Genomic DNA, 22,938 nt, shown 5'->3' on the forward strand with positions numbered 1-22,938 from the left:
CGGGGTGGGTCTACTCACGCCCCTTCGAAGTGGACGTCATGTCCGCGTAGCGGTCGCCGGCCACCTTGTCCGCTATGGGCTCCAGGAGGGCCAGTTCGTCCTCCGTCAGGCTGATCGTCGTCGCCCGTGCGTTCTCCTCGACGCGGGACGGCCTGCGGGTGCCCGGGATCGGGACCACCGGGAGGCCGTGCACCCGGGCCTGCTGCTGGACCCAGGCCAGGGCGATCTCGCCGACGGTCGCCTCATGGGCCTTCGCGACCGCGCGGATCACCTCCAGCAGGGCCGCGTTGGCCGCCGCGTTCTCGCCGGTGAAGCGGGGCTGCGTACGGCGGTAGTCGTCCGCCGTGAGCGTCTCGGCCTGGGTGAACGAGCCGGTCAGGAAGCCGCGACCGAGCGGGGAGTACGGGACCAGGGCGACGCCCAGCTCCCGGGCCGCCGGCACGACCTGCGCCTCGATGTCCCGGCTGAACAGCGACCACTCCGACTGCACGGCGGCGATCGGGTGCACCGCGTGCGCGGCGCGCAGTTCGCCGGCCGTCACCTCGCTCAGGCCCAGCTGCTTGACCTTGCCCTCGCGCACCAGCTCGGCCATCACGCCGACGGTGTCCTCGATCGGTACGGCCGGGTCGCGCCGGTGCATGTAGTAGAGGTCGATGACGTCGACGTCCAGGCGTTCCAGGCTCGCCTCGACCGCCTGGCGGATGTAGGGCGCGTCGTTGCGGATGATCCGCCGGGCCGGGTCGTCCGGCGGGATCGACAGGGCGAACTTGGTGGCGATGACGACCTCGTCGCGGTGCGCCTTGAAGAACGGGGAGAGGAACCGCTCGTTCTCGCCGTCGCCGTACGCGTCGGCCGTGTCGTAGAGGGTGACGCCGAGTTCCAGGGCGCGGTCCAGGGTGGCGCGGGACTCCTCCGCGTCGGAGGGGCCGTACGCGAAGCTCATGCCCATGCAGCCGAGGCCCTGGACGCCGACCTCGGGGCCGTGTTCGCCGAGCCGGACGGTCGGGATGGTGGGGCTGCTCATCGGACGGGGGTCCTTTCCGCTTCGTAGGCACGGGCGCCGGAAGAGGCGTCCGCGTAGAACATGATCTTGCGGTCGAGCACGGCCAGCGTGTCCTGGAGCTCCGCGATCCTGGCCCGCACGTCCCGCCGGGTCGCCTCGAGGAGTTCGTACCGCTCGGGATACGTGCTGTCGCCCTCGCGCACCAGCTCGGCGTACCGCACCATGTCGGCGACCGGCATCCCGGTCAGCCGCAGCTTGCCCACGAGGTCGAGCCAGTCCAGGTCGCGGTTGCTGTAGCGGCGCTGGCCGGTGTGCGAGCGGTCGATGTGGGACATCAGCCCGATCCGCTCGTACCAGCGCAGGGTGTGGGCGGTGAGCCCGGTGAACGCGACGACCTCGCTGATCGTGTAGCTGTCCTGTCCGTCGGGACGAGGGTGGCGCGGCGGTGGCGCGGCGCAGACGTCGTCGCGGGAGGTTTGCTCGGCGGTCAGGGGCGTGGACTGCAACACCGTCATGGCTCCACGCTATGACGTTGGAGTGGGCTCGAAGCAAGCGGAACCGGTAAGAATTCGGGGGACGCGGCTTGATCGCAACGGTTAGCGTGCCGGGCATGACAAAGGTACGCCGCGCCCTGCCCGAGGACGCCGCCGAGGTACTGCGGTTGCGTCAGGTGATGCTCGATTCCGTGTTCGCCGCCGCCGGTTCCTCGGACTGGCACGGCGAGTCCCTCCCGGTCCTGCGGTCCCGGCTCGCCGCCCCGGACGGCGATCTCGCCGCGTTCGTCGTGAACCATCCGGAACGGCCGGGGCTGCTGGCCGCGCTGGCGGTGGGCACGATGGAGTACCGGATCGGGCGGCCGGGCAATCCGCAGGGCCGGGTGGGGCACGTCTTCAGCGTCGCGACCGACCCGGCCACGCGCCGCCGCGGGTACGCGCGCGCGTGCGTGGAGTCGCTCCTGGACTGGTTCCGGGAGCAGGGCGCCGGCCAGGTCGACCTCAACGCCTCCGCCGAGGCCGAGCCGCTCTACGCGTCACTGGGCTTCCTACGCAAGCCGGACCCCTCGATGCGGCTGACGCTGTGAGCCGCATAGGCTCGACGGCATGTCGCTGCAGAGCCTCGCGCTGATCGAGAACTGGCCGGTTCCCTCCGCCGCCGCGGGTGTCGTACGGGCCGACGGCACGGTCCTGGGCACCCACGGCCCCGTCGGGCGGCGCTTCCCGCTGGCCTCGGTCACCAAGCCGCTCGCCGCGTACGCCGCGCTCGTCGCGTACGAGGAGGGCGCGCTGGAGCTGGACGAGCCCGCCGGGCCGCCCGGGGCGACCGTCCGCCATCTCCTCGCGCACACCTCGGGGCTCGCCTTCGACGAGCACCGGGTCACGGCCCCGCCCGGGGAGCGGCGGCTGTACTCCAACGCCGGGTTCGAGCAGCTCGGCGACCATCTCGCGAAGGCGACGGACATCCCGTTCGCGGAGTATCTGCGGCAGGCGGTGCTGGAGCCGCTGGGAATGACGTCCACCTCGCTGGAGGGGTCGCCCGCCAAGGACGGTGTGTCGACGGTCCTGGACCTGCTGCGGTTCGCGGCGGAGGTGCAGGCGCCGCGGCTCCTCGACCCGCGCACGGTCGCGGAGGCGATGACCGTGCAGTACCCGGGGACGAAGGGCGTCCTGCGGGGCTACGGCCACCAGAACCCCAACGACTGGGGTCTCGGCTTCGAGATCCGGGACTCCAAGTCCCCGCACTGGACCGGCTCTTCGTCCTCGCCGCGCACCTTCGGACACTTCGGCCAGTCCGGTACGTTCCTGTGGATCGACCCCGCCGCAGAGGTGGCGTGTGTGGCTCTCACCGACCGCGCCTTCGGCCCCTGGGCGGTCGAGGCCTGGCCGGCTTTCACGGACGCGGTACTGGCCGAGCTCTAGGCCAACTCCCAGACCAGCAGCTCGACTTCGGTCACCCCGACCGCCTCCGTGTCCTTGGTGTCGGTGATACGGGCCGCATCCCCCGGCCCCAACTCCGTGCCGTCCAGCAGGACTTCGCCGCGCACGACATGGACGTACACATGGGGCGCGTCCGGTACGGCCGTGCGCTCGCCCGGCGCCAGACGCCGTACGTGGAGCATCGCGCCGGCCTCCGGGACGGCGTACGGGGTGGAGTCGGCGATGCCCCGGACGATCTCGTAGGAGGGGTCGCCGCCGGGGTCCAGGGGGGCCAGCCACATCTGGACGAAGACCAGTGGCTCCGTACCGTCGTTGCGCTCGACGTGCCGTACTCCGCCCGCCGAGCTGAGCCGCTGGACGTCCCCGGGGCGGACGGTCGTCCCGTGGCCGGCCGAGTCGCGGTGGGTCAGCTCGCCCGCCACCACCCAGGTGACGATCTCCGTGTGACTGTGCGGGTGTTCGCCGAACCCGGCGCCGGGGGCCAGCCGCTCCTCGTTGCAGGCGATCAGCGCGCCGAAGCGGAGGTTGCCGGGGTCGTAGTGCGCCCCGAAGGAGAAGGCGTGCCGCGTCTCGACACCGGCAGCGGCATCCCCGCCCGGGTAGCGCGCCTCAGCACGCCGTACGTCCATCACTCGACCAAGGTATCCATCATCCAGCCCGTCCGGCGTTTGAGGACAAGGCCCGTTCAGGGCCGAAGCGGGGGCCCGGGGGCGGCAGCCCCCAGACCCGAGCCCCCACCAACGCAAGCCAGCGCAGCGATAGGGCAGAGTTGTCACCGTGCCCGAACCCGAAACCCACCCCCGAGCCGCGGCGCGTGCCGTCCACCCGCACTCCGCGACGCTGAGGCGCCTGGAGAAGTCCGCCGGGAGTCTCGCCGCGCAGGCCATCGCGCGCATGGACGAGTCGCTGCCGTGGTACCGGGCGATGCCCCCGGAGAACCGTTCCTGGATCGGGCTGGTCGCCCAGGCGGGCATCGCCGCCTTCACGGAGTGGTTCCGGCATCCGGACGCCCCGCAGGCCATCTCGACCGATGTGTTCGGGACCGCGCCGCGCGAGCTGACCCGGGCCATCACGCTCCGCCAGACCGTGGAGATGGTGCGGACGACGATCGAGGTGATGGAGTCCGCGATCGACGAGGTCGCGGCGCCGGGCGACGAGGGCGTGCTGCGCGAGGCGCTGCTGGTGTACGCCCGGGAGATCGCCTTCGCGACCGCCCAGGTCTACGCCCAGGCCGCCGAGGCGCGCGGCGCCTGGGACGCGCGGCTTGAGTCGCTCGTCGTGAACGCGGTGCTCAGCGGGGAGGCCGACGAGGGCGCGGTGAGCCGGGCCGCCGCGCTCGGCTGGAGCGCGCCCGAACATGTGTGTGTCGTCCTGGGGACCGCTCCGGACGGTGACTCCGAGCTGACCGTCGAAGCCATCCGGCGGGCCTCGCGACACGCCAAGCTCCAGGTGCTGACCGGGGTGCTCGGCTCGCGGCTGGTCGTCATCGCGGGTGGCAGCGACAATCCGCTCGCCGTCGCCAAGTCGCTGATCGGGCCCTTCGCCGCCGGTCCGGTGGTCGCCGGGCCGGTCGTACCGGATCTGCTGGCCGCGACCCGGTCGGCGCAGGCCGCCGCCGCCGGGCTCAAGGCGTGTTCCGCCTGGCAGGACGCGCCACGCCCGGTTCTGGCGGACGATCTGCTCCCGGAACGCGCGATCGCGGGCGATCCCAGCGCGCGTGAGCAATTGGTGGAGGAGATCTACAGACCACTCGAAGAGGCGGGCTCCGCGCTCCTGGAGACGCTGGCCGTCTATCTCGAACAGGCGAGCAGTCTCGAGGGCGCCGCCCGGATGCTGTTCGTGCATCCCAACACCGTGCGCTACCGGCTTCGACGTGTGACTGACGTCACCGGCTGGTCCCCATCGGATGTACGCTCCGCATTCACCCTGCGGATCGCGCTGATCCTGGGGCGCCTGGTCGACGGGGATCCCCAGTCCTAGGGCGTCCCGGGTTTTTGTCGGGGGTCCACAAAACCCCCTGCCGTTCTTCGTCCCTGTCCCCACGGGCGGCTTGGGCCGTCCCCAAGAGAGAGTGTGAGAGTGCTCGTACTCGTCGCTCCCGGCCAGGGCGCCCAGACGCCCGGCTTCCTGACCCCCTGGCTCGACCTCCCCGGTGTCGAGGACCGTCTGCGTGCCCTTTCGGCCGCCGCGGACCTCGATCTGGTGCACTACGGCACGCACGCCGACGCGGACGAGATCCGTGACACCGCGATCGCCCAGCCGCTGCTGGTGGCGGCCGGAATCGTCTCCGCGACGGCACTGGGTGCCATCTCGCCCGGCGCCGTCGCCGGCCACAGCGTGGGCGAGATCACCGCGGCCGTCTTCGCGGGCGTCCTCGACGACACCGCCGCACTGACCCTCGTACGCAGGCGCGGCCTGGCCATGGCGGAGGCCGCCGCGGTCACCGCGACCGGGATGTCGGCGCTCCTCGGCGGCGACCCCGAGGTGACCGTGCCGCATCTGGAGAAGCTCGGCCTGACCCCGGCGAACGTCAACGGCGCGGGCCAGATCGTCGCCGCGGGCACGCTGGAGCAGCTCGCCGCGCTGAACGACGACAAGCCCGAGGGCGTCCGCAAGGTCGTCCCGCTGAAGGTCGCCGGTGCCTTCCACACGGGGCACATGGCCCCCGCGGTCGAGGCGCTGGCCCAGGCCGCCAAGGAACTGTCCCCCGGCGACCCGAAGATCACCTACGTCTCCAACAAGGACGGCCGGACCGTCGCCACGGGTGCCGAGGTGCTCGAGCGGCTGGTGGGCCAGGTCGCCAACCCGGTCCGCTGGGACCTGTGCATGGAGACCTTCAAGGAGCTCGGCGCCACCGCGATCATCGAGGTCTCCCCCGGCGGCACGCTGGTCGGCCTCGCCAAGCGTGCCCTGCCCGGTGTGCAGACGCTCGCGCTGAAGACCCCCGCCGACCTCGACGCAGCTCGCGAGCTCATCGCCGAGCACGGAGCCTGAGTAGGAGCCCTGATGGCGAAGATCAAGCCCAGCAAGGGCCACCCGTACGCGCGCATCCTGGGCGTCGGCGGATACCGGCCCACCCGGGTGGTGCCCAACGAGGTGATCCTGGAGACGATCGACTCCTCCGACGAGTGGATCCGCTCGCGCTCCGGCATCGAGACCCGGCACTGGGCGAACGACGAGGAGACCGTCGCCGCGATGTCGATCGAGGCGTCCGGCAAGGCGATCGCCGACGCCGGTATCGCCGCCGAGCAGATCGGCGCCGTGGTCGTCTCGACCGTCTCGCACTTCAAGCAGACCCCGGCCGTCGCGACCGAGATCGCCGACAGGCTGGGCACGCACAAGGCCGCCGCCTTCGACATCTCGGCCGGCTGCGCGGGCTTCGGCTACGGCCTGACGCTCGCCAAGGGCATGGTCGTCGAGGGCTCCGCCGAGTACGTCCTCGTCATCGGCGTGGAGCGGCTGAGCGACCTGACCGACCTGGAGGACCGGGCGACGGCCTTCCTGTTCGGCGACGGCGCCGGCGCGGTCGTGGTCGGCCCGTCCGACGAGCCGCACATCGGCCCGACCGTGTGGGGCTCGGAGGGCGACAAGTCCGAGACGATCAAGCAGACCGTGCCGTGGAACGAGTACCACGTCGGCGACGTCTCCAAGCTGCCGCTCGACAGAGCGGGCAACGTCAAGTTCCCCGCGATCACGCAGGAGGGCCAGGCGGTCTTCCGCTGGGCCGTCTTCGAGATGGCGAAGGTCGCCAAGGAGGCGCTGGACGCCGCCGGCATCACCGCCGACGAACTCGACGTCTTCATTCCGCACCAGGCCAACGAGCGGATCATCGACTCGATGGTGAAGACTCTCAAGCTGCCGGAGTCCGTCACGGTCGCCCGTGACGTGCGCACCACCGGCAACACCTCGGCCGCCTCGATCCCGCTCGCGATGGAGCGGCTTCTGGCGACCGGCGAGGCGAAGAGCGGCGACACCGCGCTCGTCATCGGATTCGGGGCGGGTCTCGTGTACGCCGCGACTGTCGTTACCCTCCCCTAGGCACTCCGTGCCGGATCATGCGGTCCGGCTCGGGAAAGCACCACCGCCACACCCTCTGGAACACAACGAAGGAGCGCCGTCATGGCCGCCACTCAGGAAGAGATCGTCGCCGGTCTCGCCGACATCGTGAACGAGATCGCCGGCATCCCGGTTGAGGACGTCCAGCTGGACAAGTCCTTCACCGACGACCTGGACGTCGACTCGCTGTCCATGGTTGAGGTCGTCGTCGCCGCCGAAGAGCGCTTCGACGTCAAGATCCCGGACGACGACGTCAAGAACCTCAAGACCGTGGGCGACGCGACCGAGTACATCCTCAAGAACCAGGGCTGATCTTCCGAGCCCCTGGGCTGAACTGCCCCGCCACCCGGCGGTGGCGCCGCTCTCCCCGCACAGCCGGGGGTAGTCCTCCTCGCAACTGGAGAAAAAATCCGTGAGCCCGACCAATCGCACCGTGGTCGTCACCGGTATCGGCGCAACCACACCGCTGGGTGGCGACGCAACCTCTACCTGGGAAGGCCTGATCGCCGGCAAGTCCGGGGTCAAGGCCCTGGAGTTCGAGTGGGCGGCCGAGCAGCCCGTCCGCATCGCGGCTCCGATCGCCGTGGAGCCCCTTGAGGTCATCCCCCGGCCGCAGGCCCGCAAGCTGGACCGTTCCGCGCAGTTCGCGCTGATCGCCGCCAAGGAGGCGTGGGCCGACGCCGGCTTCGAGGCCAAGGCCGGTGAGGACCCGTCCGTCGACCCCGACCGGCTCGGCACGGTCATCGCCTCCGGCATCGGCGGCGTGACCACCCTCCTCGACCAGTACGACGTGCTGAAGGAGAAGGGCGTCCGCCGCGTCTCCCCGCACACCGTGCCCATGCTGATGCCGAACAGCCCGTCCGCCAACGTCGGTCTCCTCGTGGGTGCCCGCGCGGGCGTGCACACCCCGGTCTCCGCCTGCGCGTCGGGCGCCGAGGCCATCGGCTACGGCATCGAGATGATCCGTACGGGCCGCGCCGACGTCGTCGTCGCGGGCGGTACGGAGGCGGCGATCCACCCGCTGCCCATCGCCGCGTTCGGCAACATGATGGCGATGTCCAAGAACAACGACGACCCGCAGGGCGCGTCGCGTCCCTACGACATCGCCCGCGACGGCTTCGTCATGGGCGAGGGCGCCGGTGTGATCGTCCTGGAGTCCGCGGAGCACGCCGCCAAGCGCGGCGCCCGCGTCTACGCCGAGGCGGTCGGGCAGGGCATCTCGGCCGACAGCCACGACATCGTGCAGCCGGAGCCCGAGGGGCGCGGTATCTCGCACGCCCTGCAGAACCTGCTGGACCGCACCGACCTGAACCCGGCGGAGATCATGCATGTCAACGCGCACGCGACCTCCACGCCGGCCGGTGACGTCGCCGAACTGAAGGCGCTGCGCAAGGTCTTCGGCGACGACGCGGACCACATGGCCGTCTCGGCGACCAAGTCGATGACGGGGCATCTGCTGGGCGGCGCGGGCGGTGTCGAGACCGTCGCCACGGTGCTCGCGCTGTACCACCGGGTGGCTCCGCCGACCATCAACGTCGAGAACCTCGACCCGGAGGCGGAGGCCAACGCGGACGTCGTCCGTGGCGAGGCCCGCAAGCTGCCTGTCGAGGGCCGGATCGCCGCGCTGAACGACTCGTTCGGGTTCGGCGGCCACAACGTGGTACTGGCGTTCCGCACGGTCTGAGACCTGCCCGTACGCGACTGAAGGGGCCCCACCTCGGAAGGTGGGGCCCCTTCGGGCTTCGCCGCCGCCTCAGACCACCTGGTGGAGCCAGCGCACCGGTGCTCCCTCGCCCGCGTATCTGAACGGTTCCAGTTCGTCGTCCCAGGGCTTGCCGAGGAGTTTGGCCAGTTCGGCTTCCAGGTCGGTCTCGCCGCGCTGGCTGCGCAGCAGCGCCGCGCGCAGGCGGTCCTCGGGGATGAGGATGTCACCGTGGATACCGGTGACGGCGTGGAAGATGCCGAGGTCGGGGGTGCAGCTGTAGCGCTCGCCCTCGGCGGTGGCGCAGGGTTCGGCGGTCACCTCGAAGCGCAGCAGGTGCCAGCCGCGCAGCGCGGAGGCCAGCTTGGAGGCGGTGCCGACCTCGCCCTTGAAGGAGAACTCCGAGCGCCAGGTGCCGGGCGCGGCGGGCTGCCGGATCCAGTCGAGGTTGACGCGTGTGCCGAGCACCCCGGCGACGGCCCACTCGACGTGCGGGCACAGCGCGCGCGGCGCGGAGTGCACGTACAGAACTCCACGTGTCGTCACCGGGACCTCCGGGCAGAGCGGGACAGTCTTGCTGGCTGGCAATGGCGGCGGTGGCAGGCAGCCGCGTTGATGGCGAGGCTACCGTGCGGCGGCGCGAGGAGTGTGACGTACCGTCTGTCCCGGTGCCGTGAACGTCCGCCTTTCACTCGGCAGGACGCCTGTACGGGTGTGAAGCGTTGCATCTTGTGGGTCATCTCTTGCGGACGGGTCGCGCCGGGCCGGGAACTCCCGTGCGTTGTCATGGGTGGGGTCGTTGGCGGGGTCGTCTCTCCGGTCGTCACTCCACTCGTCTGTCCAGTCGTCTGTCCAGGGAACGGGGATGCGGATGCGAAACCGGCGCGCGCGGGCGGTGCTGGCCGTCACGGCCGCGGCCGTCGTGGGCCTGTCCGGCTGTGACGCGCTGGGCGGTGGCGGCTCGTCGGACACCACGGGCACCAAGGCGCGGGCGAAGCCGCCGAGCGCCCCGCTGTGGGACACCAGCCCGGCCTCGCTGGCGGCGGTGGGCGACTCCATCACCCGTGGCTTCGACGCCTGTACGGTCCTGTCGGACTGCCCGGAGGTGTCCTGGGCGACCGGCGACAGCGCCGAGGTGAACAGCCTCGCCGTCCGGCTGCTCGGCGCGTCGAAGGCGGTCACGCACAGCTGGAACTACGCGGTGACGGGGGCCCGGATGGCGGATCTTCCGGGCCAGATGGCGCAGGCGGCGACGCGGAAGCCCCAGTTGGTGACGGTGATGACGGGCGCGAACGACGCGTGCCGGACATCGGTGTCGGCGATGACGTCGGTGGCGGGCTTCCGGACGGAGTTCGCGGAGGCGATGAGCACGCTGCGCCGGGGCGCGCCGAAGGCCCAGGTGTACGTGGCGAGCGTGCCGAACCTGAAGCGGCTGTGGTCGCAGGGGCGCACCAGCGCGCTCGGCAAGCAGGTGTGGAAGCTGGGGATCTGCCCGTCGATGCTGGGCGACGCGGACGCGCTGGACGCGGCGGCGACGAAGCGGCGCGACACCGTGCAGCAGCGGGTGGAGGACTACAACAAGGTGTTGCGGGAGGTGTGCGCGAAGGACCGGCGGTGCCGGTTCGACGGGGGCGCGGTGTACGGCTTCCGGTTCGGCACGGACCAGTTGAGTCACTGGGACTGGTTCCATCCGAGCAAGGACGGACAGGCGCGGCTGGCGGAGATCGCGTATCGGAGAGTCACGGCGACGATCTCGTGACTTAAAGTTTCGACCATGAGCGAACACTTCGGAACACTTTCCGACGGCACCCCGGTGCACCGCTGGACCCTGGAGCGGTCCGGCACCCGGGTGCGGGTGCTGTCGTACGGCGGGATCGTGCAGTCCGTGGAGGTCCCGGACCGGGACGGGCGGACGGCGGACGTGGTGCTGGGGTTCGCGGACCTGGACGGCTATCTCACCCATCCGGAGCCCTTCCTCGGCGCCCTGATCGGCCGGTACGCGAACCGGATCGCGCACGCCCGCTTCCCGCTGGACGGGCTGACGTACGCGCTGGAGCCCAACAACGCGCCGAACTCCCTGCACGGCGGCCCGCGGGGCTTCGACAAGCGGGTGTGGGAGGTGGAGCCGGTCGAGCACGGGCTCCGGCTGAGCCGGGTCAGTCCGCACGGCGAGGAGGGCTTCCCGGGCCGTCTGGAGGTCACGGCGACGTACACGCTGGACGCGTCGGGCGCGCTGCGGTTCGTCTACGAGGCGGTCACCGACGCGCCGACGGTGGTGAACCTGACCAACCACAGCTACTTCAACCTGGGCGGTCCTGGCAGCGGGGCGGCGAGCGGGCACGAGCTGCGGCTGGCGGCCGGCCGCTACACGCCGGTCGACTCCGATCTGATCCCGACGGGCGAACCGGCCCCCGTGGCCGACACCCGCTTCGACTTCCGTACGGCCCGCAAGGTCGGCGCCGGCTACGACCACAACTTCGTGCTCGACAAGGGCGTCACGGACGCTCCGGTGGAGGTGGCGGAGCTGCACGACCCGGCGAGTGGGCGGGTGCTGACGGTGGCGACGACCGAGCCGGGGCTCCAGGTGTACACCGCGGACCATCTGTCCGAGCCGTTCACCCCGTGCGAGGGGATCGCGCTGGAGACCCAGCACTTCCCGGACTCCCCGAACCGCCCGGAGTTCCCGGGCACCGAGCTGCGGCCGGGCGGGGTGTACCGGTCGGAGACGGTGTACGGCTTCGGGGTACGGCAGTAGATAGCCCCGGTCCAGGGGTCAGGTCCCGGACCGGGGCTGTTCATGGGGTGAGGAGTACCCGCGTCAGACGTTAGTCGTCGCGGTGATCCTGCGGTCCGCGATGGACCTACCCACCTGGATTTCGTACGAACCCTTCACAAAGAGCCACCGGTGGGCCGCCTCGTCCCACACCTCGAAGGCGCGGCGCGGGAGTTCGACGGTGACGTCCACGGTCTCCCCCGGCCCGGCCTCGGCGCCGGCGAACCCGGCGAGCCAGCGGACGGGGCGTGCGGGACGGTCACCGTCTCGCTCGACCGGTGCCAGATAGATCTGCACGACCTCGCGTCCGGCCCGCTCGCCGGTGTTGCGGACGCGCACCTTCACCGTCGTACCCGCCACCTCGACGGACTCGTAGGCCCAGTCGGTGTAGCCGAGGCCGTGGCCGAAGGGGTACGCCGGGGTGCGGCCCGCCTTCTCCCAGGCGCGGTAGCCGATGAAGACGCCCTCGGTGTAGGGCAGTTCGCCGTCGGCCGGGGCGACCCGGGTGACCGGGGCGTCGGTGAGGGAGCCCCAGGTGGTGGGGAGCCGGCCGCCGGGCTCGTGGGCGCCGATGACGACGTCGGCCAGGGCCGCGCCACCCTCCTGGCCCGGGAACCAGCTCAGCAGGATCGCGGCGACCTCGTCCCGCCAGGGCAGTTCGACCGGGGAGCCGGAGTTGACGACCACGACGGTGTTGGGGTTGGCGGCGGCGACGGCGCGGACCAGGTCGTCCTGGCGGCCGGGGAGGGTCAGGTCCTTGCGGTCGAAGCCCTCCGACTCCACCCGGTCCGTGGTGGCGACGATCACGATCGCCGTGTCGGCGGCGCGGGCGGCCTCGGCCGCCTCGGCGATCAGCTCGTCGGGGTCGCGCTGCGGCTCCTGGTGGGCGAGGGCGAAGGCGACGACCTTGAACGGGACGTCCTCGGGGAGCTCGAAGACATGGGTCAGGGAGACCTCGACCGGCCGGCCGGCGGTCAGTCCGGTCTCGGCGCGGGTCACCGGGGCGCCGAAGAACGCCTCGAAGGGGTCGCTGCCGTCGGCGGGCGGCTGGGGGCCGTCGAAGTACGTCGTCCCGGCGACGGCGAGGGTGAAGGCGCCGGTGCCCTTGATGCCGAAGGTGTGGGTGCCGGTCGCGCGCGGGGTGAAGGTGCCGGTGAGTTCGACGGTGTGGAGGCGATCGTGGGTCACGCCCTCGGGGAGGTCGGTGCCCATCCACTGGATCTGGCCGTTGGGCGCGAAACCGCTGCCGATGATGTTCCCTGCGGCGTCGCGGCAGACGGCCCGCAGCTCGAAACCCTTGTCGGCGACGGCGAGTTCGGTGGTGGGGTCGGCGCCCAGGGCGTAGCTGAGGGTGCCGTCGGGGAGGGCCGCGGTGAGGCCGTCGAGCGGGGACACGACCTGGTCCGGGAAGACGGTGGCGGAGCCGCCGCCGAGGATACGGGCGTCGCGGGCGGCGGCGCCGATGAGCGCGACGGTGCCGGGCTTCAGGGGCAGCGCGGCGTTCTCGTTGCGGACGAGGACGAAGGCGCGGCGGGCGAGTTCACGGGCCAGGGCCGCGCCGTCGACGGGGGCGGGCGGTTCGGGGACGGCGGGTTCGGCGTCGGCGAGGGCGCCGACCCGGGCGGCCAGGCGCAGGACACGGCGTACGGCCTCGTCGACCTCGGACTCCTCGAGCAGACCGTCGCGTACGGCTTGGGCGAGGGCGGGGCCGTACACGGTCCGCGGGCCGGGCATGGCGACGTCGAGGCCGCCCCGGAGCGCGCCGACGGTGTCGCGGGCGGCCATCCAGTCGGAGACGTTGTAGCCGTCGAAGCCCCATTCGCCGCGCAGGACCTCGTTCACCAGCTGGTGGTGCTCGGTCATCGTGGGGCCGTTGACCGAGTTGTAGGCGGTCATGATGCCCCAGGGGCGGGCGTGTTCGACGATGGCCTCGAAGGGGGCGAGGTACAGCTCGCGCAGGGCGCGTTCGCCGACCAGGTTGTTCACGGTGAAGCGGTCGGTCTCGGCGTCGTTGGCAACGAAGTGCTTGACGGTGGTGCCGACGCCGCCCTCCTGCACACCGGTCACGTATCCGGTGCCGATCCGGCCCGTCAGATACGGGTCCTCGCTGTAGGCCTCGAAGTGGCGTCCGCCGAGCGGGGAGCGGTGCAGGTTGACGGTGGGGGCGAGGAGGACGTCTACGCCCTTGCGGCGGGCCTCCTGGGCGAGCAGGACGCCCGCGCGGCGGGCCAGTTCCGGGTCCCAGGTGGCGGCGAGGGCGGTCGGGGAGGGCAGGGCGACGGAGGGGTCGTCGGCGGTCCAGCGCACGCCCCGGACGCCTACCGGGCCGTCGGACATGACGAGGGACCGCAGGCCGATCTCCGGCAGCTCGGGCAGCGACCACATGTCCTGGCCGGCCAGCAGCCGGGCCTTGGCGTCCAGGTCGAGCTTGCCGAGCGCCGCCTCGACGGCTGCTTCCGTTCCCGCCATGGGGTGCCTCCTCGTTGAGTGCGTGTGCTCTGCCTCCATCGTGCCCCGTTTACCTGTCGAACGGTAGGTTTCGTTACCCCGACGTTATTTTTCGACGGTCGGATGCCGTACCGTGACGGCATGAGGGCCAGGAGCGAGGGGCGGCGTGCCGAGATCGTCCGGGCCGCCCTGGAGGCGATCGCCGAGCGCGGGTACCGGGGGGCGAGCCTGGCGGCGGTGGCCGAGCGGGTCGGGCTGACCCAGCAGGGGCTGCTGCACCACTTCCCGACGAAGGAGGCGCTGCTGGTGGCCGTCCTGAAGGAACGGGACCAGTGGGACGCGGTACCGGACACCCAGTGGCGGGTGGACCTGCTCACCGCCCTCGTCGAGTACAACTCCATGCGCCCCGGCATCATCCAGACCTTCTCGGCGCTGCTCGGCGAGAGCGTGACGGAGGGTCATCCGGCGCGGGAGTACTTCACCGACCGGTACACGCGGGTGCGGGCGAACATGGCGGCGGTGCTGCGCACCGAGTACGGCGACCGCCTCCCGAACGGCCTCACCCCCGAGCGCACCGCACCGCTGCTGGTGGCGGTGATGGACGGGCTCCAGTACCAGTGGCTCCTCGACCCGGAGTCGGTCGACATGCCGGAGGCCTTCCGGGACTTCCTGCACCTGCTGGGCGAGAAACCGGACAGGTCCTAGCCGGCGGGTACGGCGGCCACCACCTCGATCTCGATCCGGGCCTCCGGGCGGAACAGCCGGGGTACCTCGAAGGTCATGCTGGTCGGCGGGGTGCCGGTGAGGAACTCCCGCCGTACGGCGGCGTATTCGGCGAGCCCGCCGATGTCCGTGAGGTAGGTCCGGATGTTGACGACGTGCGCCAGGCTGGCGCCGTGCGCCCTCAGCAGGGCGTCGATGGTCTCGAAGACACCCCGGCTCTGCTCGGCCAGTGTGGCGCCCTCGGCGATCTGGCCGGAGAGGAACAACAGGGCGCTGCCGTCGGCGTGTTGGACGCGGGCGACCTGGGAGTAGTACGGGCTGAGGGGCTGGGGTGCGGAGGCGGGGCTGTCGAGGGTGATCTCCATGCCTCGACGCTAGGACCGGGCTTGCGATGCTACAAGCGAATGTCCAGCATGGCTGTCATGCCGGAACCGCACCGCACGGACGTGCCCGATCTCTCCACCGTCTGGCTGCGGGCGTTCCTGGAGGTCGCCCGCCAGGGGTCCTTCACGGTCGCCGCGCGGAGGCTGGGCTGGACGCAGTCGGCCGTGTCCCGGCAGGTCTCCTCGCTGGAAGGGGCGTTGGGCGGCGGCCCGTTGTTCGACCGGCTGCCGCGCGGGGTGCGGCTGACGGAGGCCGGGCAGGTGCTCGTGCCGTACGCCGAGTCCGTCGTCGAGGCGTTGGGCGGGGCGCGGCACGAACTGGCCGCGCTGCGGGAGGGGTTGGGCGGGCGGCTGCGGTTCGGGGCGTTTCCGACGGCGGACGCGGCGCTGGTGCCGCAGGCCCTGGGCGGGTTCCGGACGCGGTACCCCGGTGTCCGGGTCACGCGGGAGGAGGGGCTGACCCCCGCCCTGCTGGACCGGCTGGCGGACGGTCATCTGGACGTGGCGGTGGTGTCGACGACCGGCCGGGCCGCACTGGAGCCGTACGACCTGCGCCATCTCCTCGACGAGTCGCTGTACGTCGCCGTCCCGGCCGCCCACCCCCTGGCCGGGCACGCCGGACCCGTGCGGCTGCGGCAACTCGCCGACGCCGACTGGATCTCCGGCGGCTCCCGCCCCGAGGGCACCCTGCTCGACGCGGCGCTGCGCGAGGGCTTCCGGCCGCGCGTCGCGCATGTCGTCGCGGAGTGGACCGCCAAGCAGGGGTACGTGGCGGCCGGGCTGGGCGTCGCCCTGGTCCCGGCGCTCGCCGCCGGCTCCGTGCGGCCGGACGTGGTGCTGCTGCCGGTGCGGGAGGAGGGCGCCCCGGCGCGGGCGGTGTACGCGGCGACCGTCCGGGGGCGGTCGCGTACGGCGGCGGTGGAGGGGTTCGTGGACGCGCTGCGGGAGGCCGCGGCGGGCGTGCCGCGTGCCATGGCGTAGACCACTTCTGTCACGTCATACTTCCGTCGTCCCACAGCACGTTCGTCCCGCACCACGCTTCCCCACGGCGACGGAAGGACCTGAACCCCCTTGCATTCCATACGAGTTCGTGTCGGAGTTCTCGGACTGGCCCTGCTGGCCGGGCTCTCCGCCCCCACGGCCGCGACCGCCGCCGAGGCGGCCCCCTCCCCCACCGTGGAGGAACAGCGGCTGGACCGCGCGGTACCGCAGGAGATCCTCGAACGCTCCGGATTCGACTCCGTGGCCCCGGAGTTGGCCCGAGCCCTCGACTCCGCGCACTCCTACGCGAAGGCCCGCCGGATCGTCGTACGCGAGGGCGCGGAGCTGTGGCGGCGGGCGGTGGACCGGGTGCAGGGGCGGGGTCCGGCCGGCGGCGACCTCAGCCGGGACGACGACCGGCCGCTGTACTGGGCGCGGCTCGGCATGACGCGTGAAGTCCGGACATGGGAGCCGGAGTTCGGGCTCACGGACGCCCAACGGGCCACGCTGCTCGACGGCTTGGAGCGGACGTCGCGCGGTCAGACGGACATCCGGTATCCCCATGCGGGCAAGCGGCTGAAGCGGGTGCTCGTCACCGGTTTCGACCCGTTCACCCTGGACCGGGACATCCGGATCTCCAACCCCTCAGGCGCGAGCGCCCTCGCCCTGGACGGCACGGTGATCGAGACGGCGGAGGGTCCGGCGCGGGTGGAGACGGCCGTGTTCCCGGTGCGCTGGCAGGACTTCGCGGAGGGCACGGTCGAGCGGACCCTGCGGCCGTATCTGCCCGAGGTGGACCTGTTCACGACGGTCAGTCAGGGCCGGATCGGCCGCTTCGACGTGGAGCGCACCAACGGGGCCTGGCGGGGCGGCTCCCTCGACAACGACAACATCGGCCGGACGGAGACCGTCCCGGTGACCGACCCGGCCTCGCAGCCGCAGTGGACGACGACGACCCTGCCGTACCCGGCGATCGTCGCGGCGGCCACCGGCCGCTTCCCGGTGTACGACAACACGAGCGTCACCGAGATCCCGGCGGGCGGCACCGCGGCCGTCGTACGGCCGGACGGACCGACGTCCGGGTCGACGGCGCGGTCCGGGGGCGGCGGGAACTACCTCTCCAACGAGATCGCCTACCGCGCGACGCTGCTGCGGGACCGGCTCGGGCTGCACGACACGCTGCCGGGCGGCCATGTGCACACCCCGGTACTGGAGTTCGGCGCCGGGAACACCACCGAGGTCACCGACCCGGACTTCCTGCGCAACCGGCTGGACATCATCGCCCAGGTACGTTCGATCCTGGCTGTCGCGCTGGGTGCGGCAGGGCGGTAGCCGCCTCGTCGTCGTACTGGTCGTCGGCGCCGTCCCGGGTCTCCTCGCCGAGGAGGTCACGGGCCATCAGGGTGGCGCCGGCGACCGCGCCCGGCATGAGGAACACCGCGACGACCGGGACCAGGAAGGCCAGGCCCAGGGGCGTGCCGAAGCCCCAGACCAGGGACTTGCGGGAGCGCAGCAGCGCGAGCCGGGCGCGCAGGTCCACACCGCGGCGCTGGAGGGCGACCGCGGTGAGCTCCTCGGTGAGGAAGAAGCCGGTGACGAGGAAACCGACGACGGGGACGACCGTCTGCCCGAGGAAGGGGATGAACCCGCAGGCGAACAGCAGCACGCCCCACAGCGCCGCCCGGAGAAGGATCCGCAGACTGTCCCTGGCCGAGATCCACAGCTCGCGCCAGAGCGGCAGCCCGGACTTCGGGGCCGTGCCGTCCGGGGACACGTCCCGGTCGACCGTCTCGGAGAGGGTCTCGTAGAAGGGCTGGCCGATGAGCAGGGTGACGGCGGTGAAGGTGAGGACGGCCAGGAGCAGGCCGAGCGCGAACAGCACGACCAGCAGGAAGCCGCGGAAGAGTCCCAGCCAGGGGCTCGACCAGTCGTCGGCGAAGGGGGTCGCCCACGACACGAAGTCCGTGCCCCACACGCCGAGCGCGACGAGCGCCGCCAGATAGAGCACGAGCGTGATCAGCCCGGGCAGCAGCCCGAACCCGTACTGCTTGCCGTGTCGTGCCACCCACCGCTGGCCCTGCAGGAGGTACTGGAAACCGGCCCGGAGATCTCGCATGGCCGAACTCTATCGGCCGTGTGCATTTCACCCGTGGCCACCGGTTGCCTCCATCCGTTGAGTCGAACGGGCACGCCACGCCGTACCGATCTGCGGAAGCCGCAGGTCGCACAGGCGTCGATCACCATGGGCACAGGCAGGCAGCGGGCTGGTTGAGGAGAGCGGATGACTCAGATGACTCAGAGGGCTGGGGAGATCCACGGCACCGTGGCGGACGGATTCGACGCGGTGCGCGAGGAGTTCGCCGCGTTCGTGGCGGACGAACAGCCCGACTACGAGGGGCAGTTGGCGGCGTACGTGCACGGCCGGCAGGTCGTCGACCTGTGGACCGGCACGGACGCGGGACCCGACTCCCTCTACGGCGTGTACTCGTCCACCAAGGGCGCGGCCCATCTGGTGGTCGCGCTGCTGGTGCAGGACGGCACCCTGGAACTCGACCGCAAAGTCACCTACTACTGGCCGGAGTTCGCGGCCGAGGGCAAGGGCCAGCTGACCCTGCGCGAGCTGCTCGCGCACCGGGCCGGTGTGGTCGGCACCGACACCGGTTTCTCACCGCAGGAGCTCGCCGACGACCGGCAGCTCGCCGAACGCCTCGCCGACCAGCGTCCGTTCTGGCGGCCGGGCACCGCGTTCGGTTACCACGCGCTGGTCATCGGCGCGCTCACCGGCGAGGTCGTACGGCGTGCCACGGGCCGTACGCTCCAGGAGGTGTACGAGGAGCGGGTACGCGCCCCCTACGGGCTGGACTTCTTCCTGGGGCTGCCCGCCCGGCACGAGCCGCGGTTCCGCAGCACGCGGCCGATGGCGCCGACGGCGCAGCAGCGGGCGCTGCTCGACTCGTTGCCGAGCGGTCCGCACACGCTGGCCTCGATCGCCTTCAACCGGCACGCCGCCGAGCCCACCGACCTCGAACTCCTGCCGAACGACCCGCTGATCCGGGCCAAGGGGCCGGCCTCGGTGGGCGGGGTCGCCTCGGCGCGCGGGCTGGCGGGGCTGTACGCGGCGGCGATCAGCGAGGTGGAGGGGAAGGCGCCGCTGCTGAAGGAGGACACCGCGGCGGAGTTCGGGCAGTTCCACTCCGTCGGATACGACCTGGTGGCGCGGGCGCACAAATCGTTCGGGCTGGGCTTCCAGGCGACCGCCGACACCTGGCACCCGTTCCTGGGCGCCGGGGCGTTCGGGCACAGCGGTGCGGGCGGCTGTCAGGCGTTCGCGGATCCGCGCAGCGGGCTGGCGTACGGCTACACGCGGCGCCGGTTCGCCTTCCCGGGCGGGGCGGCGCCGGAGAACGACCGGCTGGCGGGGGCGGTGCACCGGGCGGCGCTGGCCTGCTGACCTCGAGGGAGGAGGCCGCACCCCACGTCCAGGGGTGCGGCCCTCGGCCTGGGGGGACTCTCAGAGCTTGACGATCATCTTCCCGGTGTTGTCGCCGCGCAGCACGCCGAAGAACGCCTCGAGGTTGTTCTCGATGCCCTCGACGACGGTCTCGCGGTGCTTCAGCTCGCCCGAGCGGATCCAGGGGCCGATCTCCTGGACGAACTGCGGCTGGAGGTCGAAGTGGTCGCCGACCAGGAAGCCCTCGATACGGCCGCGGGTCTGGATGAGCCGGGCGAGGTTGCGGGGCCCGGGGGCGGCCTCGGTGTTGTTGTAGACGGAGATCATGCCGCAGACGACGATCCGGCCGCCCTGGTTGAGGGACCCGATGGCGGCCTCCAGGTGCTCACCGCCGACGTTGTCGAAGTAGACGTCGATGCCGTCGGGAGCGGCGGCGCGCAGCTGCTCGCTCACCGGCCCGCTCTTGTAGTTGAAGGCGGCGTCGAAACCGTACTCCTCGACGAGCAGCTTCACCTTGTCGTCCGAACCGGCCGAGCCGATGACGCGCGAGGCGCCCTTCAGCCTGGCGATCTGTCCGACCTGGCTGCCGACGGCACCGGCCGCGCCGGACACGAAGACGGTGTCGCCCTCCTTGAGGGCGGCGGTGCGCAGGAGGCCGGCGTAGGCGGTGAGGCCGGTCATGCCGAGGACGCCGAGGTAGGCGGAGAGGGGCGCGGCCTCGGGGTCGACCTTGACGGCGTGCTTCGCGTCGATGGTGGCGTACTCGCGCCAGCCGCCGAAGTGCAGGACATGGTCGCCTACGGCGATGCCCTCGGCGCCGGACTCGACGACCTCGCCGACCGCACCGCCCTGCATGACCTTGCCCAGCTCGAAGGGGTCGGTGTACGACTTCGCGGCGCTCATGCGGCCGCGCATGTACGGGTCGACCGACAGGTACTTGTTCCGCACCAGCACCTGACCCTCGCCCGGGGTCCGGACCTCGGTCTCCACCAGGGCGAAGTCCTCGGGCTTCGGCCAGCCGACCGGGCGGCTGAGCAGGTGCCATTCGCGGTTGATCATCACAAGCGCCTTTCCTCGTACAGAGGGCTCACATGGTTCAAATACTTCAGTACCTGAAACAACCATGCCCCTGAATATTTCATGATGTCAAGTAAAGGGGTACGCTGAAGTCCATGGCCACACCGGAGAAGACCCGCCGCCCCGACCCCCTGACCATGGAGGTCGTCGAGCTGATCGGCGACGTCGTGGCGCGGTTCTACGAGGACTATGAGGACGCGGCCTCCGATCACTCCCTCACCGGCGCCCAGGCCCGCCTGCTGAGCCTGCTCTCCCTGGAACCGCTTCCCATGCGCAAGCTGGCCCAGAAACTGAAGTGCGAGCCGTCCAACGTCACGGGCATCGTCGACCGCCTGGAGTCACGCGGCCTGGTCGAGCGCCGCCCCGACCCGGCCGACCGCCGCGTGAAACTGGCGGCGGCGACGGAAGAGGGCCGCAGGACGGCGAAGAGCCTCCGCGAGTCCCTCCGCTTCGCCCACGAGCCCCTGGCCGGGCTGGGCGAGGAGGAGCGGGTGGCGCTGCGGGGGCTGCTGCGCCGGATGCTGACGCCCGCGGCGACCGCCGACTGAATTCGTTGGACAGCGGGCGCGTCGCGTGGTGATCGTGGACCGCATGGAGACGGAGCAGAACCCCGAGACGGATCAGGCATCGATCTGGGATCACGAGACCGCCCGGCGGTACGACTCTCCGGGCACCGGCATGTTCGCCGCCGAGGTACTGGGCCCGACGGTGCGGCGGCTGGCCGAACTCGCCGACGGCGGGCGGGTGTTGGAGTTCGCGATCGGAACCGGACGGGTGGCCGTGCCGCTCGCGGAGCACGGGGTCGCGGTGACCGGGATCGAGCTGTCGCCGCCGATGGCCGAGCAGCTGCGGACGAAGGCCGACGAGGCGACGATCCCCGTGGTGATCGGGGACATGGCGACGGCCCGGGCGCCGGGGACGTACTCGCTCGTCTACCTCGTCTACAACACGATCTCCAACCTCCTCACCCAGGCCGGACAGGTCGCGTGCTTCCGGAACGCCGCGCGGCATCTCGGGCCGGGCGGGCGGTTCGTGATCGAGCTCTGGATACCCGAGCTGCGGAGACAGCCGCAGGGGCACGAGGCGACGGTCTGGCACAGCGAGCCGGGGTACATCGGGCTGGACACGTACGACGTGCTGCGGCAGCGCGTCGTGTCGCACCACTTCCGCTTCGGCGACGGCCGGCAGGCCGAGGTGTTCCGCAGCCCGCACCGGTACATCTGGCCGGGCGAGCTCGATCTCATGGCCCAGCTCGCCGGGTTCGAGCTGGAGAGCAGACACGCGGACTGGGACGGAACCGAGTTCACCGCGGAGTCACGGTCCCACGTCTCCGTCTACCGGCTCCCCAGGGCCTAGTCGCCGTCGCCGCCCGACTGATTGTTCCCGCGTCCCGGTGCGCGGACCACCTCGCCCAGCAGCAGGGTCGCCGTGGCGATCCAGCGCACCCAGCGCGGGCCGCCGCGGGACGCCCAGACCACGCAGACGCAGCCGCCCACGACGAGTACCAGGACCAGCAGCGCGACCACCAGGGCCACGGTCATGTGCACCACCAGAGGAACTGATTGCAGGTTTCCGACGGCGACGGATCCGGGGACGGGTCCGTGGTCGTCGGGTCGGCCGCCGGGGTGGTGGCCGGGTCCGTCGGGGTCGAGGAGGAGGTGGAGCCCGAGCCGCCGGGGAGGGTGGCCGACTGGGGTTCCCCGGACGGGCTCAGCGTGGGGTCGGACCCGTCGTCCTCGGACTGCGACGCCGACGGGGAGGCGGAGGCCGAGGCGTCGGGGGACGGCGAGGCCTTGCCCTTCGCGTCGCCCCTCCTGTCATCCAGGGGCCGCGCCGACGCGCTCGGCTTCGGCACCGAGCCGTCCACCTCCGCCGACTCGCCGCCGGCCGCCGCCGGGTTCGGGGAGGAGGAGAAGCCGGGCGCGTCCACGCCGAGCTCGGCCAGGCTCAGACCGCCCGCCGCCAGGACGAAGCCGGCGGTGATCAGCATGGTGCGCCTGCGGCGCCGGCGGTGTGCCGTGGCCTTGCGATCGCGACGACTCGCCTCCGCGACGGCGACGGGACCCCTACGACTGCCCCGGCCCTGTTCCCGGCGGCGCGCGGCACGGCCCTGGGGCTCGTCCGGATCGGGCCTCGGCTCGGGCTCCGGCGCGGCTTCCGGTTCCTGTTCCGCTTCCGGAGCGTACGCGCGTGGCGCTTCGACGGGCGTGCCGCACCCCGGGCAGGCGAGGGCGCCGTTGAGGTGCCGTCGGCACGGGTGGCAGTAGTCCATGACGCGGGAAGACTAAGTTCCCGGAGGGTCACGTTCCTAGGTCCGGCTGTGAAGGTTGTGTGGGAACAGCAGTTCCAAACCTTGAACACGGTATCGAAACTATCGAAACCGTTACCTGTTCGACCCATTGACACT

At 71.7% G+C, this 22,938-nt stretch carries 25 protein-coding genes; 15 read left to right on the top strand and 10 right to left on the bottom strand.

Annotated elements, in window-relative coordinates; genetic code table 11:
* Positions 1 to 10: 10 nt before the first annotated feature.
* Both ACFPIH_RS22675 and ACFPIH_RS22680 read right to left on the bottom strand, forming a co-directional pair.
* Positions 11 to 1,024, bottom strand: coding sequence for an aldo/keto reductase (locus ACFPIH_RS22675; protein ID WP_381164154.1), 1,014 nt, complete (start codon positions 1,022 to 1,024; stop codon positions 11 to 13).
* Entirely contained in the window at positions 1,021 to 1,518 is a 498-nt protein-coding gene (locus tag ACFPIH_RS22680) for a MerR family transcriptional regulator (RefSeq protein ID WP_381164151.1), read from the bottom strand. The genes ACFPIH_RS22675 and ACFPIH_RS22680 overlap by 4 nt, the downstream gene beginning before the upstream one ends.
* 95 nt (positions 1,519 to 1,613) lie before the next feature.
* Between ACFPIH_RS22680 and ACFPIH_RS22685 the strand changes: the two genes are divergently transcribed.
* Both ACFPIH_RS22685 and ACFPIH_RS22690 read left to right on the top strand, forming a co-directional pair.
* Entirely contained in the window at positions 1,614 to 2,084 is a 471-nt protein-coding gene (locus ACFPIH_RS22685) for a GNAT family N-acetyltransferase (protein WP_381164148.1), read from the top strand.
* Between the two features lie 19 nt (positions 2,085 to 2,103).
* Positions 2,104 to 2,919, top strand: coding sequence for a serine hydrolase domain-containing protein (locus ACFPIH_RS22690; RefSeq protein ID WP_381164145.1), 816 nt, complete (start codon positions 2,104 to 2,106; stop codon positions 2,917 to 2,919).
* Here ACFPIH_RS22690 and ACFPIH_RS22695 read toward each other — a convergent pair.
* Entirely contained in the window at positions 2,916 to 3,566 is a 651-nt protein-coding gene (locus ACFPIH_RS22695) for a pirin family protein (RefSeq protein ID WP_381164142.1), read from the bottom strand. The two genes, ACFPIH_RS22690 and ACFPIH_RS22695, sit on opposite strands and share 4 nt — an antisense overlap.
* Before the next feature lie 148 nt (positions 3,567 to 3,714).
* Here ACFPIH_RS22695 and ACFPIH_RS22700 point away from each other — a divergent pair, with 148 nt between their 5' ends.
* The 5 genes from ACFPIH_RS22700 (at position 3,715) to ACFPIH_RS22720 (ending at position 8,677) form a co-directional block, all read left to right on the top strand.
* Positions 3,715 to 4,917 (top strand): PucR family transcriptional regulator, encoded by a 1,203-nt coding sequence (locus tag ACFPIH_RS22700; RefSeq protein WP_381164139.1) that lies wholly within the window; start codon positions 3,715 to 3,717, stop codon positions 4,915 to 4,917.
* A gap of 99 nt (positions 4,918 to 5,016) precedes the next feature.
* Positions 5,017 to 5,931, top strand: a complete 915-nt coding sequence (locus tag ACFPIH_RS22705) for an ACP S-malonyltransferase (RefSeq protein ID WP_381164136.1) — start codon at positions 5,017 to 5,019, stop codon at positions 5,929 to 5,931.
* A gap of 12 nt (positions 5,932 to 5,943) precedes the next feature.
* Positions 5,944 to 6,975 carry a ketoacyl-ACP synthase III gene (locus ACFPIH_RS22710; RefSeq protein ID WP_381164133.1) on the top strand — a complete coding sequence of 344 codons (1,032 nt, stop codon included), beginning with the start codon at positions 5,944 to 5,946 and terminating at the stop codon, positions 6,973 to 6,975.
* 81 nt (positions 6,976 to 7,056) lie between these two features.
* Entirely contained in the window at positions 7,057 to 7,305 is a 249-nt protein-coding gene (locus tag ACFPIH_RS22715; RefSeq protein WP_152168415.1) for an acyl carrier protein, read from the top strand.
* 100 nt (positions 7,306 to 7,405) lie between these two features.
* Complete coding sequence (locus ACFPIH_RS22720; protein WP_381164129.1) at positions 7,406 to 8,677, top strand: beta-ketoacyl-[acyl-carrier-protein] synthase family protein; 1,272 nt, start codon at positions 7,406 to 7,408, stop codon at positions 8,675 to 8,677.
* Between the two features lie 69 nt (positions 8,678 to 8,746).
* Here ACFPIH_RS22720 and ACFPIH_RS22725 read toward each other — a convergent pair whose 3' ends face one another.
* Positions 8,747 to 9,241, bottom strand: a complete 495-nt coding sequence (locus ACFPIH_RS22725) for a DUF3145 domain-containing protein (protein WP_381164125.1) — start codon at positions 9,239 to 9,241, stop codon at positions 8,747 to 8,749.
* 319 nt (positions 9,242 to 9,560) lie between these two features.
* Between ACFPIH_RS22725 and ACFPIH_RS22730 the strand changes: the two genes are divergently transcribed.
* Both ACFPIH_RS22730 and ACFPIH_RS22735 read left to right on the top strand, forming a co-directional pair.
* Positions 9,561 to 10,454 carry an SGNH/GDSL hydrolase family protein gene (locus ACFPIH_RS22730; protein WP_381164122.1) on the top strand — a complete coding sequence of 298 codons (894 nt, stop codon included), beginning with the start codon at positions 9,561 to 9,563 and terminating at the stop codon, positions 10,452 to 10,454.
* 15 nt (positions 10,455 to 10,469) lie between these two features.
* Entirely contained in the window at positions 10,470 to 11,450 is a 981-nt protein-coding gene (locus tag ACFPIH_RS22735) for an aldose epimerase family protein (RefSeq protein ID WP_381164119.1), read from the top strand.
* 63 nt (positions 11,451 to 11,513) lie between these two features.
* Here ACFPIH_RS22735 and ACFPIH_RS22740 read toward each other — a convergent pair whose 3' ends face one another.
* Positions 11,514 to 13,937 carry a glycoside hydrolase family 3 protein gene (locus ACFPIH_RS22740; RefSeq protein ID WP_381164116.1) on the bottom strand — a complete coding sequence of 808 codons (2,424 nt, stop codon included), beginning with the start codon at positions 13,935 to 13,937 and terminating at the stop codon, positions 11,514 to 11,516.
* A gap of 102 nt (positions 13,938 to 14,039) precedes the next feature.
* Here ACFPIH_RS22740 and ACFPIH_RS22745 point away from each other — a divergent pair, with 102 nt between their 5' ends.
* Entirely contained in the window at positions 14,040 to 14,621 is a 582-nt protein-coding gene (locus tag ACFPIH_RS22745) for a TetR/AcrR family transcriptional regulator (protein WP_381164113.1), read from the top strand.
* Here the strand turns inward: ACFPIH_RS22745 and ACFPIH_RS22750 are convergent.
* The gene (locus ACFPIH_RS22750) at positions 14,618 to 15,004 is read right to left on the bottom strand and encodes a RidA family protein (RefSeq protein WP_381164110.1); all 387 of its coding nucleotides are present in this window, start codon (positions 15,002 to 15,004) and stop codon (positions 14,618 to 14,620) included. The genes ACFPIH_RS22745 and ACFPIH_RS22750 overlap by 4 nt on opposite strands.
* Positions 15,005 to 15,052: 48 nt before the next feature.
* Here ACFPIH_RS22750 and ACFPIH_RS22755 point away from each other — a divergent pair, with 48 nt between their 5' ends.
* Together ACFPIH_RS22755 and ACFPIH_RS22760 are read left to right on the top strand one after the other, a co-directional pair.
* Positions 15,053 to 16,003, top strand: coding sequence for a LysR family transcriptional regulator (locus ACFPIH_RS22755; RefSeq protein ID WP_381164635.1), 951 nt, complete (start codon positions 15,053 to 15,055; stop codon positions 16,001 to 16,003).
* A 90-nt stretch (positions 16,004 to 16,093) separates the two neighbouring features.
* Complete coding sequence (locus tag ACFPIH_RS22760; RefSeq protein WP_381164107.1) at positions 16,094 to 17,335, top strand: pyroglutamyl-peptidase I; 1,242 nt, start codon at positions 16,094 to 16,096, stop codon at positions 17,333 to 17,335.
* Here ACFPIH_RS22760 and ACFPIH_RS22765 read toward each other — a convergent pair.
* Positions 17,280 to 18,119 (bottom strand): EI24 domain-containing protein, encoded by an 840-nt coding sequence (locus tag ACFPIH_RS22765; protein ID WP_381164104.1) that lies wholly within the window; start codon positions 18,117 to 18,119, stop codon positions 17,280 to 17,282. The genes ACFPIH_RS22760 and ACFPIH_RS22765 overlap by 56 nt on opposite strands.
* Before the next feature lie 174 nt (positions 18,120 to 18,293).
* Between ACFPIH_RS22765 and ACFPIH_RS22770 the strand changes: the two genes are divergently transcribed.
* Entirely contained in the window at positions 18,294 to 19,454 is a 1,161-nt protein-coding gene (locus ACFPIH_RS22770) for a serine hydrolase domain-containing protein (RefSeq protein ID WP_381164632.1), read from the top strand.
* A gap of 60 nt (positions 19,455 to 19,514) precedes the next feature.
* On the opposite strand, the gene ACFPIH_RS22775 is transcribed toward ACFPIH_RS22770, so the two are convergent.
* A complete protein-coding gene (locus ACFPIH_RS22775; RefSeq protein ID WP_381164101.1) occupies positions 19,515 to 20,513 on the bottom strand; it encodes an NADP-dependent oxidoreductase in 999 nt (332 codons plus the stop codon).
* Between the two features lie 113 nt (positions 20,514 to 20,626).
* Between ACFPIH_RS22775 and ACFPIH_RS22780 the strand changes: the two genes are divergently transcribed.
* Positions 20,627 to 21,079 (top strand): MarR family winged helix-turn-helix transcriptional regulator, encoded by a 453-nt coding sequence (locus ACFPIH_RS22780; RefSeq protein WP_381164098.1) that lies wholly within the window; start codon positions 20,627 to 20,629, stop codon positions 21,077 to 21,079.
* A gap of 43 nt (positions 21,080 to 21,122) precedes the next feature.
* Positions 21,123 to 21,887: a class I SAM-dependent methyltransferase gene (locus tag ACFPIH_RS22785; RefSeq protein WP_381164095.1), complete on the top strand. Its 765-nt coding sequence runs from the start codon at positions 21,123 to 21,125 to the stop codon at positions 21,885 to 21,887.
* On the opposite strand, the gene ACFPIH_RS22790 is transcribed toward ACFPIH_RS22785, so the two are convergent.
* Together ACFPIH_RS22790 and ACFPIH_RS22795 are read right to left on the bottom strand one after the other, a co-directional pair.
* Positions 21,884 to 22,072, bottom strand: coding sequence for a hypothetical protein (locus tag ACFPIH_RS22790; protein WP_381164091.1), 189 nt, complete (start codon positions 22,070 to 22,072; stop codon positions 21,884 to 21,886). The genes ACFPIH_RS22785 and ACFPIH_RS22790 overlap by 4 nt on opposite strands.
* Positions 22,069 to 22,803, bottom strand: coding sequence for an SCO2400 family protein (locus ACFPIH_RS22795; RefSeq protein ID WP_381164088.1), 735 nt, complete (start codon positions 22,801 to 22,803; stop codon positions 22,069 to 22,071). Before ACFPIH_RS22795 ends, ACFPIH_RS22790 begins: the two co-directional genes overlap by 4 nt.
* Positions 22,804 to 22,938 lie beyond the last annotated feature (135 nt).

This window comes from Streptomyces vulcanius (assembly GCF_042653945.1).
GTDB classification, from domain to species: domain Bacteria; phylum Actinomycetota; class Actinomycetes; order Streptomycetales; family Streptomycetaceae; genus Streptomyces; species Streptomyces mangrovi.

Excerpts from the sequence above, each read along its gene's own strand:
- ACFPIH_RS22675 (WP_381164154.1), bottom strand. The coding sequence starts at position 1,024 with ATGAGCAGCCCCACCATCCCGACCGTCCGGCTCGGCGAACACGGCCCC.
- ACFPIH_RS22680 (WP_381164151.1), bottom strand. The coding sequence starts at position 1,518 with ATGACGGTGTTGCAGTCCACGCCCCTGACCGCCGAGCAAACCTCCCGC.
- ACFPIH_RS22685 (WP_381164148.1), top strand. The coding sequence starts at position 1,614 with ATGACAAAGGTACGCCGCGCCCTGCCCGAGGACGCCGCCGAGGTACTG.
- ACFPIH_RS22690 (WP_381164145.1), top strand. The coding sequence starts at position 2,104 with ATGTCGCTGCAGAGCCTCGCGCTGATCGAGAACTGGCCGGTTCCCTCC.
- ACFPIH_RS22695 (WP_381164142.1), bottom strand. The coding sequence starts at position 3,566 with ATGGACGTACGGCGTGCTGAGGCGCGCTACCCGGGCGGGGATGCCGCT.
- ACFPIH_RS22710 (WP_381164133.1), top strand. The coding sequence starts at position 5,944 with ATGGCGAAGATCAAGCCCAGCAAGGGCCACCCGTACGCGCGCATCCTG.
- ACFPIH_RS22715 (WP_152168415.1), top strand. The coding sequence starts at position 7,057 with ATGGCCGCCACTCAGGAAGAGATCGTCGCCGGTCTCGCCGACATCGTG.
- ACFPIH_RS22730 (WP_381164122.1), top strand. The coding sequence starts at position 9,561 with ATGCGGATGCGAAACCGGCGCGCGCGGGCGGTGCTGGCCGTCACGGCC.
- ACFPIH_RS22735 (WP_381164119.1), top strand. The coding sequence starts at position 10,470 with ATGAGCGAACACTTCGGAACACTTTCCGACGGCACCCCGGTGCACCGC.
- ACFPIH_RS22740 (WP_381164116.1), bottom strand. The coding sequence starts at position 13,937 with ATGGCGGGAACGGAAGCAGCCGTCGAGGCGGCGCTCGGCAAGCTCGAC.
- ACFPIH_RS22745 (WP_381164113.1), top strand. The coding sequence starts at position 14,040 with ATGCCGTACCGTGACGGCATGAGGGCCAGGAGCGAGGGGCGGCGTGCC.
- ACFPIH_RS22750 (WP_381164110.1), bottom strand. The coding sequence starts at position 15,004 with ATGGAGATCACCCTCGACAGCCCCGCCTCCGCACCCCAGCCCCTCAGC.
- ACFPIH_RS22755 (WP_381164635.1), top strand. The coding sequence starts at position 15,053 with ATGGCTGTCATGCCGGAACCGCACCGCACGGACGTGCCCGATCTCTCC.
- ACFPIH_RS22765 (WP_381164104.1), bottom strand. The coding sequence starts at position 18,119 with ATGCGAGATCTCCGGGCCGGTTTCCAGTACCTCCTGCAGGGCCAGCGG.
- ACFPIH_RS22770 (WP_381164632.1), top strand. The coding sequence starts at position 18,294 with ATGACTCAGAGGGCTGGGGAGATCCACGGCACCGTGGCGGACGGATTC.
- ACFPIH_RS22775 (WP_381164101.1), bottom strand. The coding sequence starts at position 20,513 with ATGATCAACCGCGAATGGCACCTGCTCAGCCGCCCGGTCGGCTGGCCG.
- ACFPIH_RS22780 (WP_381164098.1), top strand. The coding sequence starts at position 20,627 with ATGGCCACACCGGAGAAGACCCGCCGCCCCGACCCCCTGACCATGGAG.
- ACFPIH_RS22785 (WP_381164095.1), top strand. The coding sequence starts at position 21,123 with ATGGAGACGGAGCAGAACCCCGAGACGGATCAGGCATCGATCTGGGAT.
- ACFPIH_RS22790 (WP_381164091.1), bottom strand. The coding sequence starts at position 22,072 with ATGACCGTGGCCCTGGTGGTCGCGCTGCTGGTCCTGGTACTCGTCGTG.
- ACFPIH_RS22795 (WP_381164088.1), bottom strand. The coding sequence starts at position 22,803 with ATGGACTACTGCCACCCGTGCCGACGGCACCTCAACGGCGCCCTCGCC.